This is a genomic window from Streptomyces sp. NPDC028419 (assembly GCF_055565515.1).
The window spans coordinates 92,503-109,107 of sequence record NZ_JBVHUE010000001.1; the positions used below are offsets into that span (position 1 = coordinate 92,503).

Sequence of the window (16,605 nt, forward strand, 5' to 3'; positions counted from 1 at the left end):
CAGTACGAGCTGTACGAAGAGCTGGCCCGCCAGCTCACCGGGATCGGCGCGATCAAGCGCGACCTCGCCCGTACCCTCCCGCCCGACTGCCCGCCCGGCTCGGCAGCCGTGCTCACCGTCCTCGACCGGCACGGCGAGATGCGGCTGAGCCGCCTCGCCGAGCTGCTCGCCATCGACATCTCGGTCACCAGCCGCCACGTGGCTCACGTGGCCGAGCGCGGCTGGATCGCCCGCGAGGCCGACCCCGGCGACGGCCGTTGCCGGATCCTGCGCCTCACCCCGGCGGGCCGGAGCCTGCTCCGCGAACTCGGCGTCCGCTACACGGCCGCCCTGGAGCGGACGCTGGGCGACTGGTCCGCCGAGGACGTCACCACCTTGACCACCCTGCTGGCCCGACTCCGATCGAGCTTCTAGAACGTAAGGATTCACATGGCTACGACCACACCCACCGGTGTGCGGGGAGGCGGCCAGTCGGAGCCCATGCCCGACGGCGCACCCATGACGCACCCGCAGATCATGAAGGCGCTGTCCGGGCTGATGCTCGGCATGTTCGTGGCGATCCTCTCCTCCACGATCGTCTCCAACGCGCTGCCGCAGATCATCAGCGATCTCGGCGGCACCCAGTCCTCCTACACCTGGGTGGTCACCGCCGCCCTGCTGTCGATGACCGCCGCGACCCCCCTGTGGGGCAAGCTGTCCGACCTCTTCAGCAAGAAGCTGCTGGTCCAGATATCCCTGGTGATCTACGTCCTCGGCTCGGTCGTCGCGGGCCTGTCCCAGAACACCGGCATGCTGATCGCCTGCCGGGTGGTCCAGGGCATCGGCGTCGGCGGCCTGTCCGCCCTCGCCCAGATCGTGATGGCCGCGATGATCTCCCCGCGCGAGCGCGGCCGCTACAGCGGCTACCTCGGCGCGGTCTTCGCCGTCGCCACCGTCGGCGGCCCGCTGCTCGGCGGGGTCATCACCGACACCGCGTGGCTCGGCTGGCGCTGGTGCTTCTACGTCGGCGTGCCCTTCGCGATCATCGCGCTGATCGTGCTCCAGAAGACCCTGCGGCTCCCGGTCGTCCGCCGCGACGTCAAGGTCGACTGGCTCGGCGCCTTCCTCATCAGCGCCGCCGTCTCCACGCTGCTGATCTGGGTCACCCAGGCCGGCACCTCGTACGACTGGATCTCCTGGCAGACCTGGACGATGACCGGCGGGGCCGTGGTCCTCGGCCTGCTCTTCCTCTTCGTCGAGTCCAAGGCGAGCGACCCGATCATCCCGCTGCGCCTCTTCCGCAACAAGACCATCACGCTGGCCTCGGCCGCCTCGCTGTTCGTCGGCGTCGCGATGTTCTCGGGCACCGTGTTTTTCAGTCAGTTCTTCCAGTTGGCCCGCGGTGAGAGCCCGACGATGTCCGGAATCCTCACGATTCCGATGATCGGCGGCCTGTTCGTCTCCTCCACGGTTTCCGGTCAGGTCATCACCAAGACCGGCAAGTGGAAGGCGTTCCTGGTCTCCGGCGGCGTCCTGCTGACCGCCGGACTGGGCCTGCTCGGCACCCTGCGCTACGACACCCCGTACTGGCACATCGCGATCTACATGGCGCTGACCGGCCTCGGTCTCGGCATGATGATGCAGAACCTGGTCCTCGCCACCCAGAACCAGGTGGCCCCCCAGGACCTGGGCGCGGCCAGCTCGGTCGTCACCTTCTTCCGCTCGCTCGGCGGCGCCGTGGGCGTCTCCGCGCTCGGCGCGGTGATGGCGAACCGGGTGACGCACTACGTCAAGGACGGCCTGGCCGAGCTCGGCCCGAAGGCCGCGGCCATGGGCCACGGCGGCACCGGCGGCGGGGCCATCCCCGACCTGAAGACGCTGCCCGCGCCCTTCCGCACGGTCATCGAGTCCGCCTACGGCCACGGCGTCGGCGACGTCTTCCTCTACGCCGCCCCGACCGCGCTGCTCGCGCTGGTGCTGGTGGTCTTCATCAAGGAGGTGGCACTGCGCTCGAAGCCGATGGCCGAGGCTCCGGCCGCCGCTTCCCCGGCCGCCGGCACGGCCGCCGCCCCCGCGGTCGCCGAGGCCCAGGTGCCGGCCCGTTCCGAGTCGATCGGTTAAGGCCCCGTCCAAGGCCCCGTCTTCGCCTCGATGCCCGCGATGAGGACGTCGAGGGCGAAGTGGAAGTCGCCCTCGGGCGCCCGCCGGACCGGACCCCCACAGCCGTGCAGGAACTGCGACACGGCGAGGTGGGCTCCGGTCCGGCCGGCGTTCGTCAGCCCGGTGGCGTCGAGCAGCCGCAGCAGCGCCGCGTCGAAGGCCCGGGCGTGCGGGCCGATGTTGGGGTACTCGGTGGCCAGCGTCGCCACCCACGGCCGCTCGGCGAGCAGCCCGCGGTATCCGCAGGCCAGCGAACGCAGCCGGGCGGGCCATCCCCCGGCGGGCGAGTCCGCGGGCAGGGTGAGCTCGCCCAAGGCGCTGTCCAGGGCGAGTTCCAGCAGGTCGTGCTTGGTGTCGACGTACCAGTACAGGGACATCGCGGTCACTCCGAGCCGGCCCGCGAGGCGGCGCATGGAGAAGCGGGCGAGCCCGTCGGAGTCGAGCAGCCCGACCGCGGCGCCGGTGATCCGGTCCCGGTCCAGTCCGGAGGTGTCCTCGCTGCGCCGTCTGGCCCCGGAGGCGGGCCGCGCGGCCAGCCACACGCTGGTCCGGATGGTCACGGGGTCCGCCGTGGTGGCCATGGAGGCACCCTCCTCAAGACAGGTGGATCGACCCGGAATGCCCGGTCCGCCCTCTTGATGATGCTAGAGGGTGCCCCTCGTGTTGTGGTCGGTTCAGGACGGGGTGAGGTCGTAGAAGGTGGCTCCGCCCACCGTGGTGGGGCGGTAGTTGGCCTTCACCCAGGTCTCGATGGCGCTGCTCGTGCCGCCTCCGGGGCCCCCGCCGCCGCGGGTGACGGCCCGGCCGCCGGCGCCCGTTTCGGCGCCCTCCTCCGTGCCCTGACCGATGAAGTAGTGGATCTTGCCGGCCTTCACGTACGCCTGGAACCGCGCCAGGGTCGGTGACGGGTCGCTGCCGTTGAAGCCGCCGATCGGCATGACCGGCTCGCCCGAGGCCAGCTGGTAGCTCGCGGCGTTCTGCGCACCGACGGCCGCGGCCGCCCAGGTGTAGCGGTCCGCGTCCGCGCGCAGGGCCGCCGTGGCCGCCGCGCTCGTCCTCGTACCGCCCAGCAACCCGCCCATGCCCCCGCCGCCACCCGCGCGGCTCCCGCCGGGAGCGCCGCCGAAGCCGCCGGCGCCGCCCGGGGCGCCCTGGCCCGCGGGCCCGCCGCCCGCCGCCGCACCGCGCCCGGCGCCCAGGCCCGCGCCCCGCGGCGGAGCGCCCTGCGGGAAGCCGGCCCGGCCGGGCCCGCCTTCCGCCCCGGCGAACCGCGGCCCCATGGCGCCCGGCCCCCGGCCGCCCGCGACCGCGGGACCGGCCGTGACGATCGAGCCCGTGTGCGCCGTACCCACCGTGTCCACGGTGTAGGCCAGGGGCCCGGCCAGTACGGCGGCGACGCCCACCGCGGCCGCGACCAGCACGGCCCGGCGTCCGAGGCGGGCACCCACCAGCAGCGCCGCGGCCGCGAGGAGCCCGGCCACCAGCACCGCCCAGCGCAGCCAGGGCAGATGGCCCTCGGCCCGGCCGAGCAGGACGTAGGACCACACCGCGCTCAGGGCGAGGACACCGGACAGGGTGATACCGGCGGCCCGGCCACCCCGCTCCTCCCACAGCACGGCCACTCCCATGCCGGTCAGCGCGGCCACGTACGGCGCCAGCGCCACGGTGTAGTACTCGTGGAAGATGCCCTGCATGTAGCTGAAGACGAGTGCGGTGATCAGCAGGGAGCCGCCCCAGGCCAAGAAGGACGCCCGGGCCATGCCCTCCAGGGAGTCGGTGGCCCGCCGGGCGCGCCAGGTGATCACCAGTCCGGCGACGAGCAGCACCAGGGCAGCGGGCAGCAGCCAGGAGATCTGGCCGCCGATGTTGGCCGAGAAGAGCCGATCGATGCCGGTCTCGCCCCAACCACCGCCCCCGCCGCCACCCGGACCGCCACCGGCCCGCGCGCCGCCACCGACGCTGCCGGTCTCGTCACCGTTGATCCGGCCGAGTCCGTTGTAGCCGAGGGTGAGTTCCAGGAAGGAGTTGTTCTGCGAACCGCCGATGTACGGGCGGGAGGAGGCGGGCCACAGCTCGACGACGGCCACCCACCAGCCTCCGGCGGCCACCATGGCGAGCGCGGCGAGGCCGAGTTGGCCGAGCCTGCGGCGCAGCCGGGTGGGCGCGCAGACGGCGTAGAGCAGGGCGAGCGGCGGCAGGACGACGAACGCCTGGAGGGTCTTGGTGAGGAAGGCGAAGCCGACCGCGACACCGGCCCCGACCAGCCACCTGGTGTGGGCGCCGTCCAGGGCGCGCAGGACGCAGTAGACGGTGACGGTCATCAGCAGGGCCAGCAGGGCGTCGGGGTTGTTGAAGCGGAACATCAGCGCGGCCACGGGGGTGAGCGCGAAGACCGAGCCGCTCAGCAGCCCGGCCACCGGGCCGAACTGGCGGCGTACGGCGGCGTAGAGGACGGCCGTGGTACCGACTCCCATGAGGGCCTGCGGGACCAGGATCTGCCAGCTGCCGAGGCCGAACAGCCGGACGGACAGGGCCATCGGCCACAGGGCGGCCGGCGGCTTGTCGACGGTGATGGAGTTCCCCGCGTCGGAGGAACCGAAGAAGAAGGCCTTCCAGCTCTCGCTCCCCGCCTGGACGGCCGCGGAGTAGAAGGAGTTGGCGTAGCCGGAAGCGCCCAGGTCCCACAGCATGAGGACGGCGGTGACGAGCAGGAGCGCGAGGAACGCGGGGCGCTCCCAGCGGGGCCGCAGCGCGATCGCGGCCGCCGGGGCGCGTTCGGGGAAGGGTGAGTCCAGCAGGGGCACGGCCGCGGTCATCGGAGGGTCTCCTTCACAGGGGCGGAGCGGTCCGGGAAGACCCAGGCGCGCAGGAGCAGGAAGCGCAGCACGGTCGCGGCGAGGTTGGCCGTCACCAGGACGGCCAGCTCGGTGCCGTGCGCGGGAGTCGTGGTGGCCGCGCCGAGGGCGGCCAGGGAGCCGCTGGTCAGGGCCAGCCCGATGGCGAAGACCACCAGGCCCTGGGCCTGGTGGCGCACAGCCCGGTCACGGCCGCGAACGCCGAAGGTCAGTCGGCGGTTCGCGGCGGTGTTGGCGACGGCGGAGAGCAACAGGGCCGCGCCGTTGGCGAGCTGGGGTCCGGCGCCCGCGCGGAAGGCGGAGTAGAGCGCCAGGTAGAGCAGGGTGCTCAGGAGGCCGACCGCGCAGAAGCCCATGAGCTGGCGGGCCAGGCCCCGGGGGACTCCGCTGAGCGCGCGGTCGCGCGGGTCGTCGCCGAAGGGGCGGGCGATCCGGTCGAGGGGGAGGGCGCCGACCGCGAGGGCCCGGCCCACCCGCCAGACCCCTTTGAGGTCCTCGGTGGCGGTGCGGACGATGTGGACCGTGGAGTCCGGGTCGTCCACCCAGTCGACGGGCACCTCGTGGATGCGCAGCCCGGCGCGCTCGGCGAGGACGAGCAGTTCGGTGTCGAAGAACCAGCCGGAGTCCTCCACCAGGGGCAGCAGTCGCTCGGCGACGTCGCGCCGGATCGCCTTGAAGCCGCACTGGGCGTCGCTGAAGCGGGCGGAGAGCGAGGAGCGCAGGATCAGGTTGTAGGCGCGGGAGACGAACTCGCGCTTGGCGCCGCGCACCACCCGCGAGGAGCGGGCGAGCCGGGTCCCGATCGCGAGGTCGGAGTGCCCGGAGATCAGCGGGGCGACCAGTGGGAGCAGGGCGTTGAGGTCGGTGGAGAGGTCCACGTCCATGTAGGCGAGGACCGGCGCGTCGGAGGCGGACCAGACGGTGCGCAGGGCCCGGCCGCGGCCCTTCTCCTCCAGCCGGGTGCTGCGGACTCCGGCGACGGCCCGGGCCAGGGCGTCCGCGACCTCGGGGGTGCGGTCGGTGCTGGCGTTGTCGGCGATGGTGATGCGGAAGGCGTAGGGGAAGGTGCGCGTCAGGTGCTCGTGGAGCCGGCGCACGCAGGGGCCGAGGTCCTTCTCCTCGTTGAAGACCGGGATGACCACGTCGAGTACGGGCGCGCCGGGCACGGGGGCGAGCGGTGCCCGGGCGGGCAGGGTCCCCGTCCCGGGGAAGAGGTCGGTTGGCATGCACCGACTCTCGCGGGGCGGGCTGTCACGGCTGTGTGGTGAGCCTGTGGCCCGTCTGTGAGTGGCCGGCCGGTGCGTCCACGGCCGCCGGATGTCCGGGCTCGGTGTGGAGGGGGAGCCGGACCTCGAAGCGGGTCCGTCCGGGCGCGCTGCGGACGCCGACCGTCCCGCCGTGGGCCGAGACGACGGCCTGCACGATGGCGAGCCCGAGCCCGGTGGAGCCCGCGTGGCGGGAACGGGAGGCGTCGCCGCGCGCGAAGCGCTCGAAGACGTGGGGGAGCAGTTCGCTCGGGATGCCGGGGCCGTTGTCCTCGATCTCGACGCGGACGGAGGTTGTTTCACGTGAAACACGGGCGGTGACGGTGGTGCCGGGCGGGGTGTGGGTGCGGGCATTGGCCAGCAGGTTCACCAGGACCTGCTGGATCCGGGCCGGATCGGCGGCCACCGGGGCCGCCTCGGACGGCAGCTCCAGTCTCCAGTGGTGTTCGGGTCCGGCCGCGCGGGCGTCGCTGACGGCGTCCACGACCAGGGGTGCCAGGTCCGTGGCGGCGTAGGACAACGGGCGGCCCGCGTCGAGCCGGGCCAGCAGCAGCAGGTCTTCGACCAGCCCGGTCATCCGGGTCGCCTCGGACTCGATCCGGCCCAGGGCGTGCCGGGTGTCGGGTCCGGGTTCCTCGCGGCCCCGGCGGGTGAGTTCGGCGTACCCGCGGATGGAGGCCAGCGGGGTGCGCAGTTCGTGGCTCGCGTCGGCGACGAACTGCCGGACGCGGGTCTCGCTCTGTTGGCGGGCGGTGAGCGCGGCGGAGACGTGGCCGAGCATCCGGTTGAGGGCGGCGCCGACCTGGCCGACCTCGGTCCGGGGATCCGCCTCCGCCTCCGGGACCCGCTCGTCGAGGGCGGGCTCGCCGCTGTGCAGGCGCAGTTCCGATACCCGGGTCGCGGTGGCGGCGACCCGGCGCAGCGGCCGCAGGGCCACGGCGACCAGCGCCTGCCCGGCGAGGGAGGCGGCGATCAGGCCGGCGAGGGTGACGCAGACCTCCACGCCGATCAGGGTGTTCACGGTGGAGTCGACCCCGTCGAGGGGGAAGCCGAGCACGAGGCTGCCGTCGGCGGCGGTGAGCACGCGGTAGTTGCCCAGGCCGTGCAGCCGTACGTCGACGGGCCGCTCCTCCCCCGACCTGGCCTTCCCGGCTGCCTCCAGCAGGGCCTTGGTCTGGGGATCGGTGAGCGTCTGGCGGTGGTCGGGGGCGGGGCCGTCGGCGGGCACGCTACGGGCCGCCGCGATGACCTTGCCGTCCGAGTCGAGGCGCACTCCGGCCGCGCCGAAGGGGCTGCCGGGTCCCAGGACGAAGGCGAGGGTGTCCCGCGTGGGCTTCTCGGCTCCGGGTCCCCGGGAGGCCATGTTCACCGAGGTGGTGAGCTGACGGTCGAGCTGACCCACGAGGTAGGAGCGCAGGACCAGGATGGTGACGGTACCGATGGCCGCGCCCACCACCGCGATGAGCAGCACGGCCGAGACGACGAGCCGGGTCCGCAGGGACCAGGGCCGCCGACCGGGGATCCGCAGCGCCACTATTCGCTCGGCTTGATCAGGTATCCGGCGCCGCGCCGGGTGTGGATCAGCGGCGGGAGGCCGGGGCCGCTCTCCAGCTTGCGCCGCAGGTAGGAGATGTACAGCTCGACCACGTTGGCCTGGCCGCCGAAGTCGTAGGACCACACGCGGTCCAGGATCTGCGCCTTGCTGAGCACCCGGCGCGGGTTGCGCATGAGGTAGCGCAGCAGCTCGAACTCGGTGGCGGTCAGGTGGATCTCCCGACCGCCCCGGCTCACCTCGTGGCTGTCCTCGTCGAGCCGCAGGTCGCCCACGGCCAGCACGGATTCGCCGCGCGCGGCCTGGGCCGCGCCGGAGCGGCGGACCAGACCCCGCAGCCGGGCGACCACCTCTTCCAGGCTGAAGGGCTTGGTGACGTAGTCGTCGCCGCCCGCCGTCAGACCGGCGATGCGGTCCTCGACCGAGTCCTTCGCGGTGAGGAAGAGCACCGGGACCTGCGGGAGCCGGCGGCGCAGCTGGCCGAGGACGGCCAGCCCGTCCATGTCCGGGAGCATGATGTCGAGGACGACCACGTCGGGATGGAACTCCGCCGCTGTCCGCACCGCACCCGCTCCGTCACCCGCGCTGCGGACCTCACACCCCTCGTAGCGCAGGGCCATGGACAGCAGCTCGGACAGCGATGCCTCGTCGTCCACGACGAGGACCCGGCACGGGCCGCCATCGGGCCGGACGAGGGCCATGGGGTTGCTGGTGGACGTGGACGCGTGGGAAGTGGTCGTCGCAGTCATGGCGCCCACGCTCGCCTGCGCCGGTGAAAGCCCCCTTGGCCCTTTCTGTGATTCTCCTGAGAATCCCCTCTCCGATGCTCAGGAGAGGTCGAAGAGCCGGGCGGCGTTGTCGTGGCAGACGGCGCGCAGCCAGTCGTCCCCGAGGCCGAGCCCTTCGAGGGCGGCCAGCTGGTGTTCGTAGGGGTAGGGGATGTTCGGGAAGTCGGTGCCGAGCAGGATCCGGTCGCCGAGCGCCGCGAGCCGCCCGAGCTCGCGGACCGGGAAGGGGCTCATCCGCTCGGAGAAGTCGGTGAAGGCCATGGTGGTGTCGAAGCGGACCTCGGGGTGGCGGTCGGCGAGGTCCAGGAACTCGGTGTACTCCGGCATCCCCATGTGCGCGATGACCAACGGCAGCCGGGGGTACCGGGCGAGCAGCCGGGCCAGCGGCTCGGGCCCGGTGAAGGCGGCCGGGGTGGGCATGGAACCGCAGTGGATCACCGTGGGGACACCGGCTTCGGCGAGCAGCCCCCAGACGGGGTCGAGCAGCTCGTCGTTCGGGTCGTAGGCGCCGACCTGGAGGTGTGCCTTGAAGACGCGGGCGCCGCCCTCCACCGCCCGGCGCACGTACTCCTCGGCCCCCGCCTCGGGGAAGAAGGTCGCGGTGTGCAGGCAGTCGGGGGTGCGGGCGGCGAACTCCGCGGACCAGGAGTTGAGCCAGGCGGCCATGGCGGGCTTGTGCGGGTACAGCATCGCCGTGAAGGCCCGGACGCCGAACTCCCGCAGCAGGTCGACCCGGTACCGCTCCTCGTGCCGGTAGGTGATGGGCCATCGCGTGCCGGTCAGCGGACCGACGGCGTCGAAGTAGTCCCACACCTTGGCCAGCACGCGTTCGGGCATGAAGTGCGTGTGGACGTCGATCAGCCCGGGGAGCCCGAGCCGCTCCCGGAAGGCACGGACCGACCCGGTCGTACCGGGCGCGGCCGCCGCGCCGCTCAACTGGTTGCTCATGGCACCCACCTTCGGCGGCGGCCCCCTCGCGTGTCCATGCCCGGGGTCAGAAGAGCCCGTCCTGCTCGGCGGCGGGCGGGGGCGCGAGGTCCGTCCACGGCGCGGGCACGGGCGGGTGCGACCCCTCCGGGGCGACGAGCGCCCAGCCGGCCAACAGCCGGGTGTCGACCACGAGCCCGTCGGCGAAGTGCAGGTCCGGCCCGGCCGCGCCCACCAGCAGTCCGTCGACGGCTCCGCCGGGGATCATCCCGGTGATCACCCGCGCGGGCACCGGCAGGGCGTCCAACCGGAACAGCCCGGCGTGGTCGGCGACCTCGCACCCCGTGCGCTCCAGCGATTCGGGCCAGTCGGCGAGCGCGCCGGCCCGCGCGTGCAGGTCGGCCACCTCCCGGGCCCGCTCCTCGGCGGGTGGCAGCTGAGCCCGTACGGCGCGCTTGCGGGCGTAGGCGATCCGGTCGGGCACCCCGAGGGCGGCCCGCAGCAGCTCCTCGGTGCGCCGGGCCGCCATCAACGGTCCGCGTCCGAGCCAGCTCCAGGTCACCGCGCCCTGCTCGCGCAACCGGTCCGGACCGCGCTCCTCGGCGGTGATGCCGACCTTGACCAGGCCGGGCCCGAACCAGGCGAGGTAGACGCGGTAGGTGCGCGGATCCGCGACGTTGGTGTCGGCGGCCACCGAGAAGGACCGGTCCAGCCTGGCGCACTCGGGGCACTGGGCGTTGCCCGCGCGCTCGGAGACGGTGGCGGCGGTGGGACACGGCGTCCGCTTCCCGGCCCGGCGGACGCCGAGGCAGCGCCGCTCGCCCCGGCCGACGAAGGACAGGCGCTGCCCGTAGGCGAGCACGCTCCTGCGCTCGTCGGCTCCGGGCCCCGGGCCGCGGCCCTCGGCGTACCAGCCGATGGAGGGCTGCCCGCCGCTCCATCCCATGCCGGTGCACCGCCAGGTCACAGCGGGAGCGGCCGCTCGAAGAAGGTCTCCAGGACCACGGTCGCCTGGGTGCCGCTCACGCCCTCGATGGCGTAGAGCCTGCGCAGCACGTCCTGGAGCCGCTCGGTCGTGGCCGTACGGACCTTGACCAGGACCGAGGCGGTGCCCGCGATGATGTGGGCCTCCTGGATCTCCGGGATCGCCGCGAAGGCGGCCGCGGACTCACCCATCCAGGCGGTGGAATCGACGTGGACGTAGGCGAGGACCCCGCTGCCGACGGCCGCGGGGTCCACGTCGATGGTGGTCCGGCGGATGACCCCGCGCTCGCGCAGCTTGCGCACCCGCTCGTGGGTGGCCCCGGCGGAGAGCCCGACGGCCGTGCCGAGGGCGGCGTAGGACTGTCCGGCGTCCTCCTGCAGCCGCAAGATCAACGCCCGGTCGATGTCGTCCACGTGTGCCTACCGCCCCGCCGGTGTCCCGCGGATCCCGGCGACTCCGGCGACCCCTCACCGAGACGGTACCCCATCCTGCAATACCACCATCGGGCCAAATTTCATTCGGCCCGCTCTCGCTAGCGGGCGACGAACTGCGTCAGGATCGCCTGGACCTCATAGATGTCGACGCCCTTGGTGAAGGTCTTCTGGAGGGGCGCCGCGGTGCCCGAGATCCAGATCTTCAGCTCGGCGTCCAGATCGAAGTGCCCGGCCGTCTCCACCGAGAAGTGCGTGATGCTGCGGTAGGGCACCGAGTGGTACTCCACCTTCTTGCCCGTGATCCCCTGCTTGTCGACCAGCACGAGCCGCCGGTCGGTGAAGAGGATCGTGTCGCGTATCAACAAGTACGCGGCGTGCACCTGCTCCCCGTGCCCCAGCAGCCGCGCGTAGTCCCGCTGCGCCGACACGGGGTCGACCGTGTGCGCGTTCCCGAACAGACCCATGAGGGCCCCCCTCGTTCCGTTGACAGGCTCACCGACAGGTTCAACGCAAGAGGCCCCCTGGATTTCTCCAGGGGGCCTCTTGGGCTGTGCACTCGGCAGGATTCGAACCTGCAACCTTCTGATCCGTAGTCAGATGCTCTATCCGTTAAGCTACGAGTGCTTGTGCTTCCCGGGGTTTTGCGCCCCGTTGGCCTTGCGAGAACAACAATACATGGACCTCGGCGGGACGCGAAATCCATTAGCCACATGGCCCCTGACCTGCGGAAACGCCCTGGAACGGGTGATTCCCCGGCGGGTGTCCCCCGCGCCTCCACGGCTCGGACAGCGAGGGTCTGCGCCGCCTCCCGCACCCGGAACGCACCGACCGCGCCCCGAACGCACCGAAGCCCCGGTCCAAGAGGACCGGGGCTTCGGTGAGGTGCGGAGGCGGAGGGATTTGAACCCTCGATGGGGGGTAAGCCCCAAACCGCATTAGCAGTGCGGCGCCATAGACCGGACTAGGCGACGCCTCCAGCACACCCCCGCGTACGAAGGTGCGTGCAGATGATGACACAGGCGCAGGGCCGCTCACCAATCCGCTCTTACGGTACTAGGCAGCAAGCCCCCAGGGCAAAGCCTTAAGAGCACGCATTGCCCACGGAACATCGGGGCGGGCGCGTCGTTGGGCAGGCGTACGACGTACGGACGACCTGGAGTGCCCCATGCTGCGTCTCGCCGCCTTCGCCGTCACCACCTCCGCCCTGGCCGCCGCCGCCACCGGACCCCTCCCACCGCTGCCCCTGGGCCTGCTCGCGCCACCCGACCGGCTCACCGTCAGCGTGTCCTCCACCGGCAATCCGCGCGCGGACGGGGAGTACCGACTGGAGTGCGGTCCGCCGCCGAGCGGTACGCACCCGCAGGCGGCCAAGGCGTGCGCGCGGCTCGCCGAACTCGCCAAGGAACGCAAAGACCCCTTCGCCCCGGTCTCGAAGCGGCAGCTCTGCACCCAGCAGGACGGCGGGCCGGCGACCGCCCGGGTCACCGGAACCTGGCACGGACACGAGGTGAACGCCCGGTTCGACCGCAGCAACGGGTGCGAGATCCGTCGGTGGAACGACTTGGAACCTCTGCTTCCGAGTGCGCGTTCCTGACCAGGGAGGATGCGGTCGGGATGCGGGATATGCCCGACTCGGGCATCGCATCCGCCGCCCCGCCGGGGGGAGGTGGCCTTAGACTCCTCCCGTGACATGCCGGTAGTCGTGGTCAGGGAGGAAGCTCGTCGTGAGCAGCAGGCCATCCCGAGGCGCTGCTCGCCTCGCAGCAATACTCGACGCTCTTCCTGACGCACTGTTGCTCGTGAACGCCAACGGCACAGTCGTCAACGCCAATTCGATCGCGCTCGAGATGCTGGAGAGTCCCGGAACGGGACTCGTGGGGCGCGGAGTGCTCGACCTCCTGCCCGGATTCGACTCGAAGCTGATCCCGGGTTCCATGCGCCGTCCCGACGAGGACAAGGAACAGCGCGCCACGCCGACGCGCATGGTCGCGCGCCGCACCGACGGCAGCGAGTTCCCGGTCGAGGTCACCAGCGCCAACCTCGACGGCCGCGACGCCTACCGCGACCCGAGCCCCGGTTACACGGGCGACGAGCTGCTGATGCTCGTCGTCCGTGACCTCACGGGAACCCTCGACACCGAGAACGAGCTGGCCCGCTCGCAGCGCCAGACCGAGATGATCCTGCGCGCCGCCGCCGAGGGCGTCGTCGGCACGGACACCGAGGGACGCGTGGTGCTGGTCAATCCGGCCGCCGCGCAGATCCTCGGATACCGCGCGACCGACCTGGGCAACCGCGAACTGCACGGCCTGATCCAGCACTCGCGCGCCGACGGTTCCCCGTTCCCCTTCGACGAGTCCCCGCTCGCCGACACCCTGCGCAGCGGACGCAAGCACCGGGTGCGCGGACAAGTGCTGTGGAACAAGAGCGGCAAGCCCGTCGCCGTCGACCTGACGACCTCACCGGTGCGCGACGGAGAGCTGCTGGTGGGGGCCGTGATGACCTTCACCGACCGGCGCCCCTACGACGCCCTGGCGGCGCGCCACGCGCAGCTGCTGGCGGTCCTCGGCGACTCCCTGCGGGGCCCGCTGGAGGAGCTGCGGGGCGAACTGGCCACCCTGGCCGCGGACGACGCCGGGCAGTTGTGGCCCGAGGCGAACCAACTGCTGCACCACCTGTCGGCGGGCTACGCCCGGATGACCACGCTGGTCGACAACGTGCTGGGCTTCCAGCGGCTGGACGCGGGCACCGAGAAGCTCGCGAAGAAGAAGGTGCTGATCGACGGGGTCGTCACGGCCGGCGTCGACGGAGCGGTCGAACTGATCGGGCCGGGGCGCGTGCAGTTCGCCGTCCACGCCCCGACCATCGAGGCCGAGGTGGACGCGGACCGGATCTCCACGGCGCTGGCCCACCTGATCGCGGACGTCGCCGGGGTGGACGCCACCGGCAAGACCCCTCAGGGCAGTGGCTACACGGACTCGACGATCGTGGTCGCCGCCGCGCAGCGCGGCGAGGTCGTACGGATCGAGGTGCGCGGCCCGTACAGCGGCGGCAACGCGGTGCACGAGCCGATCGTGCGGGGCATCGTGGCCGCGCACGGCGGAGTCCTCCAGACCGTGAAGGTGCCCGGCGCGCCCGGCGGTGCGTTCGTCCTGGAACTTCCCCTGGGGGCGGGGGCGGGCACGGTGACCCTGCCGGACCCGCCGCCCGAGCCCGCGGCGGTCGGCCGGGGCAAGGACGACGCGGGCAAGGACGGCGCGGGGGACGGTCCCGGTGGCCGTCGGGCCCGGCGCGGCGTGGACGCCTTCCTCGACGACGAGGTCCGTTCCGGTCAGCCCGCCGCGGCAGAGCCCGGTTCGGGCGGCGCGCTCGCGCTGCCGTCCGGGCGGCGCCGCGCGGGCGATGCCGTGGACGCCGCCGACGCCCCCGCGGGCGGCGGTCTGGCCCCGTCCCCGGTGAACCCGGCCGGTCTCGGTACGGGTCGCCGGCGCGGCCGTGCCGGTGACGGCGACAGCGGTGACGCGGAGGGCGCCACCGGCGGCAACGGACCCGCGGACGGCCCGGCCCGGCGGCCGGTGCCCCCGCAGGGCATGCCCGCCCTCCCGCCCGCTCCCGTGCAGGGACCGCCCGGCGAGGCCCCCGCGGGCCGCCGCCGCGCGCTGGGCCCCGCGCAGGGCAACGACGCGGCGGACCGCCCCTCACAGCCGGTGCCCGCCACGGGCCTGGCGCCCGCGGCTCCCGTACCCGGCACCGGGACCAGCAACGCCGGTGTCCGGCGGGCGCTCGGCAGCCCGCAGCCCCTCGCCCCGCAGGCCGCCGCACCGCAGGCGGCCGCCGCTCCGCAGGCTGCCGTTCCGCAGGCCCCCCTCGCGCCCCCGGCACCGGCCAAGGCCGCGCCGCCGGTCACGGCGGAGCCCGACGCTTCCCCCGAGTCGCCCACCGGGCGCCGCCGGGCCCTACCGGCCACCCCCGCCTGGCCGGTCCCTGCCGCGCGGACCGCTCCCGAGGAGGAGGAGCCGGCCGCCTCGGTGGCGCTGCCCGGTGCCCGGCAGTCCGCGGACACCGCGGCCCAGGCTCCGGCCGGCCAGCCGATCAGCGTGCGCCCCCTGGGCAGCACCCTGGGCCAGGGCATTGCCGTGGACTCCGGCTCCGGCCGCAGGCGGCGGCTGTCCGAACCCGCGCCCCAGGGTCGGGCCTTCGCCATAGGAGCACCCGAAGCCGGCGCCGCGGAGGGCCCCGAGCCGCTCGACGGGCCCGGTGGCGCCGTCGAGGTGGTCAACCGGCCCGCACCGCGCCCGATGGACGACGAGCTGCCGCCCGAGCCGCTGGACAACCCGCGGCGACTGTTGGTCTGGCCCGCCCCGGACGTACAGACCGAACAGGCGCTGAGCGAGCGCGGCTACCGCCCGGTGATCGTGCACTCGCGCGAGGAAGTGGACGCGCAGATCGCCGCGTTCCCCGCCGCGCTGTTCGTGGACCCGCTGACCGGACCCATCACCCGGACCGCTCTTCAGTCACTGCGCCAGGCCGCCGTCGCCGCCGAGGTGCCCGTCCTGGTGACGGCCGGGCTGGGGCACGCGACGCGCGAAGCGGCGTACGGCGCGGATCCCGCCGTGCTCCTCAAGGCGCTCGCTCCGCGCGACAGCGAGCAGCACCCCTCCCGCGTGCTGCTGATCGAGCAGCACGACGAGATCGCCACCGCGCTCACCGCCGCCCTGGAGCGGCGCGGGATGCAGGTGGCGCGGGCGGGCGCCGACACCGACGCGGTGGACCTGGCCAGCCGGATGCGGCCGAACCTCGTGGTCATGGACCTGATGCAGGTCCGTCGACGGCGGGCCGGGATCGTGGACTGGCTGCGCGCCAACGGGCAGTTGAACCGGACCCCGCTCGTCGTCTACACGACGGCCGGGATCGACCCGTCCGAGTTGCCGCGGCTGGGCTCGGGCGAGAGCGTGCTGTTCCTCGCCGAACGGTCCACCACGGCGGAGGTGCAGGGCCGCATCGTGGACCTGCTCGCCAAGATCGGGACCAATTAGCCACCCTGGTCCGATGGCCATCATCGACACGACCGAGCACACCGTCCCCGCCGACAACGGAGAGGTGAGCCTCCTCATCGCCCGGCAGGTGGAGCCGGGCCACGAGGAGGCGTTCGAGGTCTGGGCGCGCGGGATCCTGGAGACCGCGGCGACCTTCCCGGACCACCTCGGGTACGGCTTGTTCCGCCCGGCGACCGAGGGCGGGCCGTGGTTCCTCGTCCACCGCTTCCGCCATCAGGCGGCCTTCCAGCGGTGGCAGGACTCCGCCGAGCGGTCCGAGTGGTTCGCCAACTGCCACGGCCATCACCACACCGAGATAGCCCGGCGCGAACTGCACGGCATGGAGACGTGGTTCGCCAAGCCCGGTACCACCCGGCCGGCGCCGCCGCGCTGGAAGATGGCGGTCAGTTCGGGCCTGGCCATCTTCCCGATCTCGCTGCTCGGCAACGCGCTGCTCGGGCCCTACCTCGTGAACGTGCACTTCGTGCTGCGGACGGCCGCCTTCGCCGTCGTCTTCAGCACCCTGATGACGTACGTCGCGATGCCCGCCGTCAGCAAACTGCTGCGGCCGTGGCTCACGCGCGGCTGACCCGGCGGGCCCGGAGCCGTCCGGGCCCCCCGTGGTCA

The 16,605-nt window shown here is 73.2% G+C and carries 13 protein-coding genes, 2 tRNA genes and 1 pseudogene; 5 read left to right on the forward strand and 11 right to left on the reverse strand.

All coding sequences use genetic code 11. The features are described 5' to 3' along the window. Positions 1-9 precede the first annotated feature (9 nt). Both ACZ4UB_RS00475 and ACZ4UB_RS00480 read left to right on the forward strand, forming a co-directional pair. Complete coding sequence (locus tag ACZ4UB_RS00475) at positions 10-414, forward strand: MarR family winged helix-turn-helix transcriptional regulator (protein ID WP_354379034.1); 405 nt, start codon at positions 10-12, stop codon at positions 412-414. An 84-nt stretch (positions 415-498) separates the two neighbouring features. Next, positions 499-2,079 (forward strand): annotated as a pseudogene (locus ACZ4UB_RS00480) (MDR family MFS transporter); the annotation flags it as partial. A gap of 17 nt (positions 2,080-2,096) precedes the next feature. On the opposite strand, the gene ACZ4UB_RS00485 reads toward ACZ4UB_RS00480, so the two are convergent. The 11 genes from ACZ4UB_RS00485 to ACZ4UB_RS00535 all read right to left on the reverse strand — a co-directional run bounded on the left by ACZ4UB_RS00485 (position 2,097) and on the right by ACZ4UB_RS00535 (position 11,921). Next, a complete protein-coding gene (locus tag ACZ4UB_RS00485) occupies positions 2,097-2,720 on the reverse strand; it encodes a TetR/AcrR family transcriptional regulator (protein ID WP_468067353.1) in 624 nt (207 codons plus the stop codon). A gap of 93 nt (positions 2,721-2,813) precedes the next feature. Then, complete coding sequence (locus ACZ4UB_RS00490) at positions 2,814-4,955, reverse strand: glycosyltransferase family 39 protein (RefSeq protein WP_468067354.1); 2,142 nt, start codon at positions 4,953-4,955, stop codon at positions 2,814-2,816. Next, on the reverse strand, positions 4,952-6,220 hold the full coding sequence (locus tag ACZ4UB_RS00495) for a bifunctional glycosyltransferase family 2/GtrA family protein (RefSeq protein WP_468067355.1): 1,269 nt from the start codon (positions 6,218-6,220) through the stop codon (positions 4,952-4,954). Before ACZ4UB_RS00495 ends, ACZ4UB_RS00490 begins: the two co-directional genes overlap by 4 nt. A 25-nt stretch (positions 6,221-6,245) precedes the next feature. Next, complete coding sequence (locus tag ACZ4UB_RS00500; RefSeq protein WP_468067715.1) at positions 6,246-7,796, reverse strand: sensor histidine kinase; 1,551 nt, start codon at positions 7,794-7,796, stop codon at positions 6,246-6,248. Further along, complete coding sequence (locus ACZ4UB_RS00505) at positions 7,793-8,560, reverse strand: response regulator transcription factor (RefSeq protein ID WP_354378951.1); 768 nt, start codon at positions 8,558-8,560, stop codon at positions 7,793-7,795. The genes ACZ4UB_RS00500 and ACZ4UB_RS00505 overlap by 4 nt, the downstream gene beginning before the upstream one ends. Positions 8,561-8,638: 78 nt before the next feature. Continuing rightward, complete coding sequence (locus tag ACZ4UB_RS00510; protein WP_468067356.1) at positions 8,639-9,547, reverse strand: amidohydrolase family protein; 909 nt, start codon at positions 9,545-9,547, stop codon at positions 8,639-8,641. A 46-nt stretch (positions 9,548-9,593) separates the two neighbouring features. Continuing rightward, positions 9,594-10,472, reverse strand: coding sequence for a DUF2797 domain-containing protein (locus ACZ4UB_RS00515; RefSeq protein WP_468067357.1), 879 nt, complete (start codon positions 10,470-10,472; stop codon positions 9,594-9,596). Between the two features lie 17 nt (positions 10,473-10,489). Continuing rightward, positions 10,490-10,924, reverse strand: a complete 435-nt coding sequence (locus tag ACZ4UB_RS00520) for an Lrp/AsnC family transcriptional regulator (protein ID WP_468067358.1) — start codon at positions 10,922-10,924, stop codon at positions 10,490-10,492. Between the two features lie 119 nt (positions 10,925-11,043). Next, entirely contained in the window at positions 11,044-11,409 is a 366-nt protein-coding gene (locus ACZ4UB_RS00525) for a PH domain-containing protein (protein WP_330331580.1), read from the reverse strand. Positions 11,410-11,496: 87 nt separating this feature from the next. Further along, positions 11,497-11,569: transfer RNA gene (locus tag ACZ4UB_RS00530), tRNA-Arg, on the reverse strand. Positions 11,570-11,830: 261 nt separating this feature from the next. Then, positions 11,831-11,921: transfer RNA gene (locus ACZ4UB_RS00535), tRNA-Ser, on the reverse strand. A 189-nt stretch (positions 11,922-12,110) separates the two neighbouring features. Between ACZ4UB_RS00535 and ACZ4UB_RS00540 the strand changes: the two genes are divergently transcribed. From ACZ4UB_RS00540 to ACZ4UB_RS00550, 3 genes are all read left to right on the forward strand, one after another. Beyond that, complete coding sequence (locus tag ACZ4UB_RS00540) at positions 12,111-12,539, forward strand: SSI family serine proteinase inhibitor (RefSeq protein WP_468067360.1); 429 nt, start codon at positions 12,111-12,113, stop codon at positions 12,537-12,539. A 130-nt stretch (positions 12,540-12,669) separates the two neighbouring features. Beyond that, a complete protein-coding gene (locus ACZ4UB_RS00545; protein ID WP_468067361.1) occupies positions 12,670-15,978 on the forward strand; it encodes a response regulator in 3,309 nt (1,102 codons plus the stop codon). Between the two features lie 13 nt (positions 15,979-15,991). Continuing rightward, positions 15,992-16,567 carry an antibiotic biosynthesis monooxygenase gene (locus tag ACZ4UB_RS00550; RefSeq protein ID WP_468067362.1) on the forward strand — a complete coding sequence of 192 codons (576 nt, stop codon included), beginning with the start codon at positions 15,992-15,994 and terminating at the stop codon, positions 16,565-16,567. Positions 16,568-16,605 lie beyond the last annotated feature (38 nt).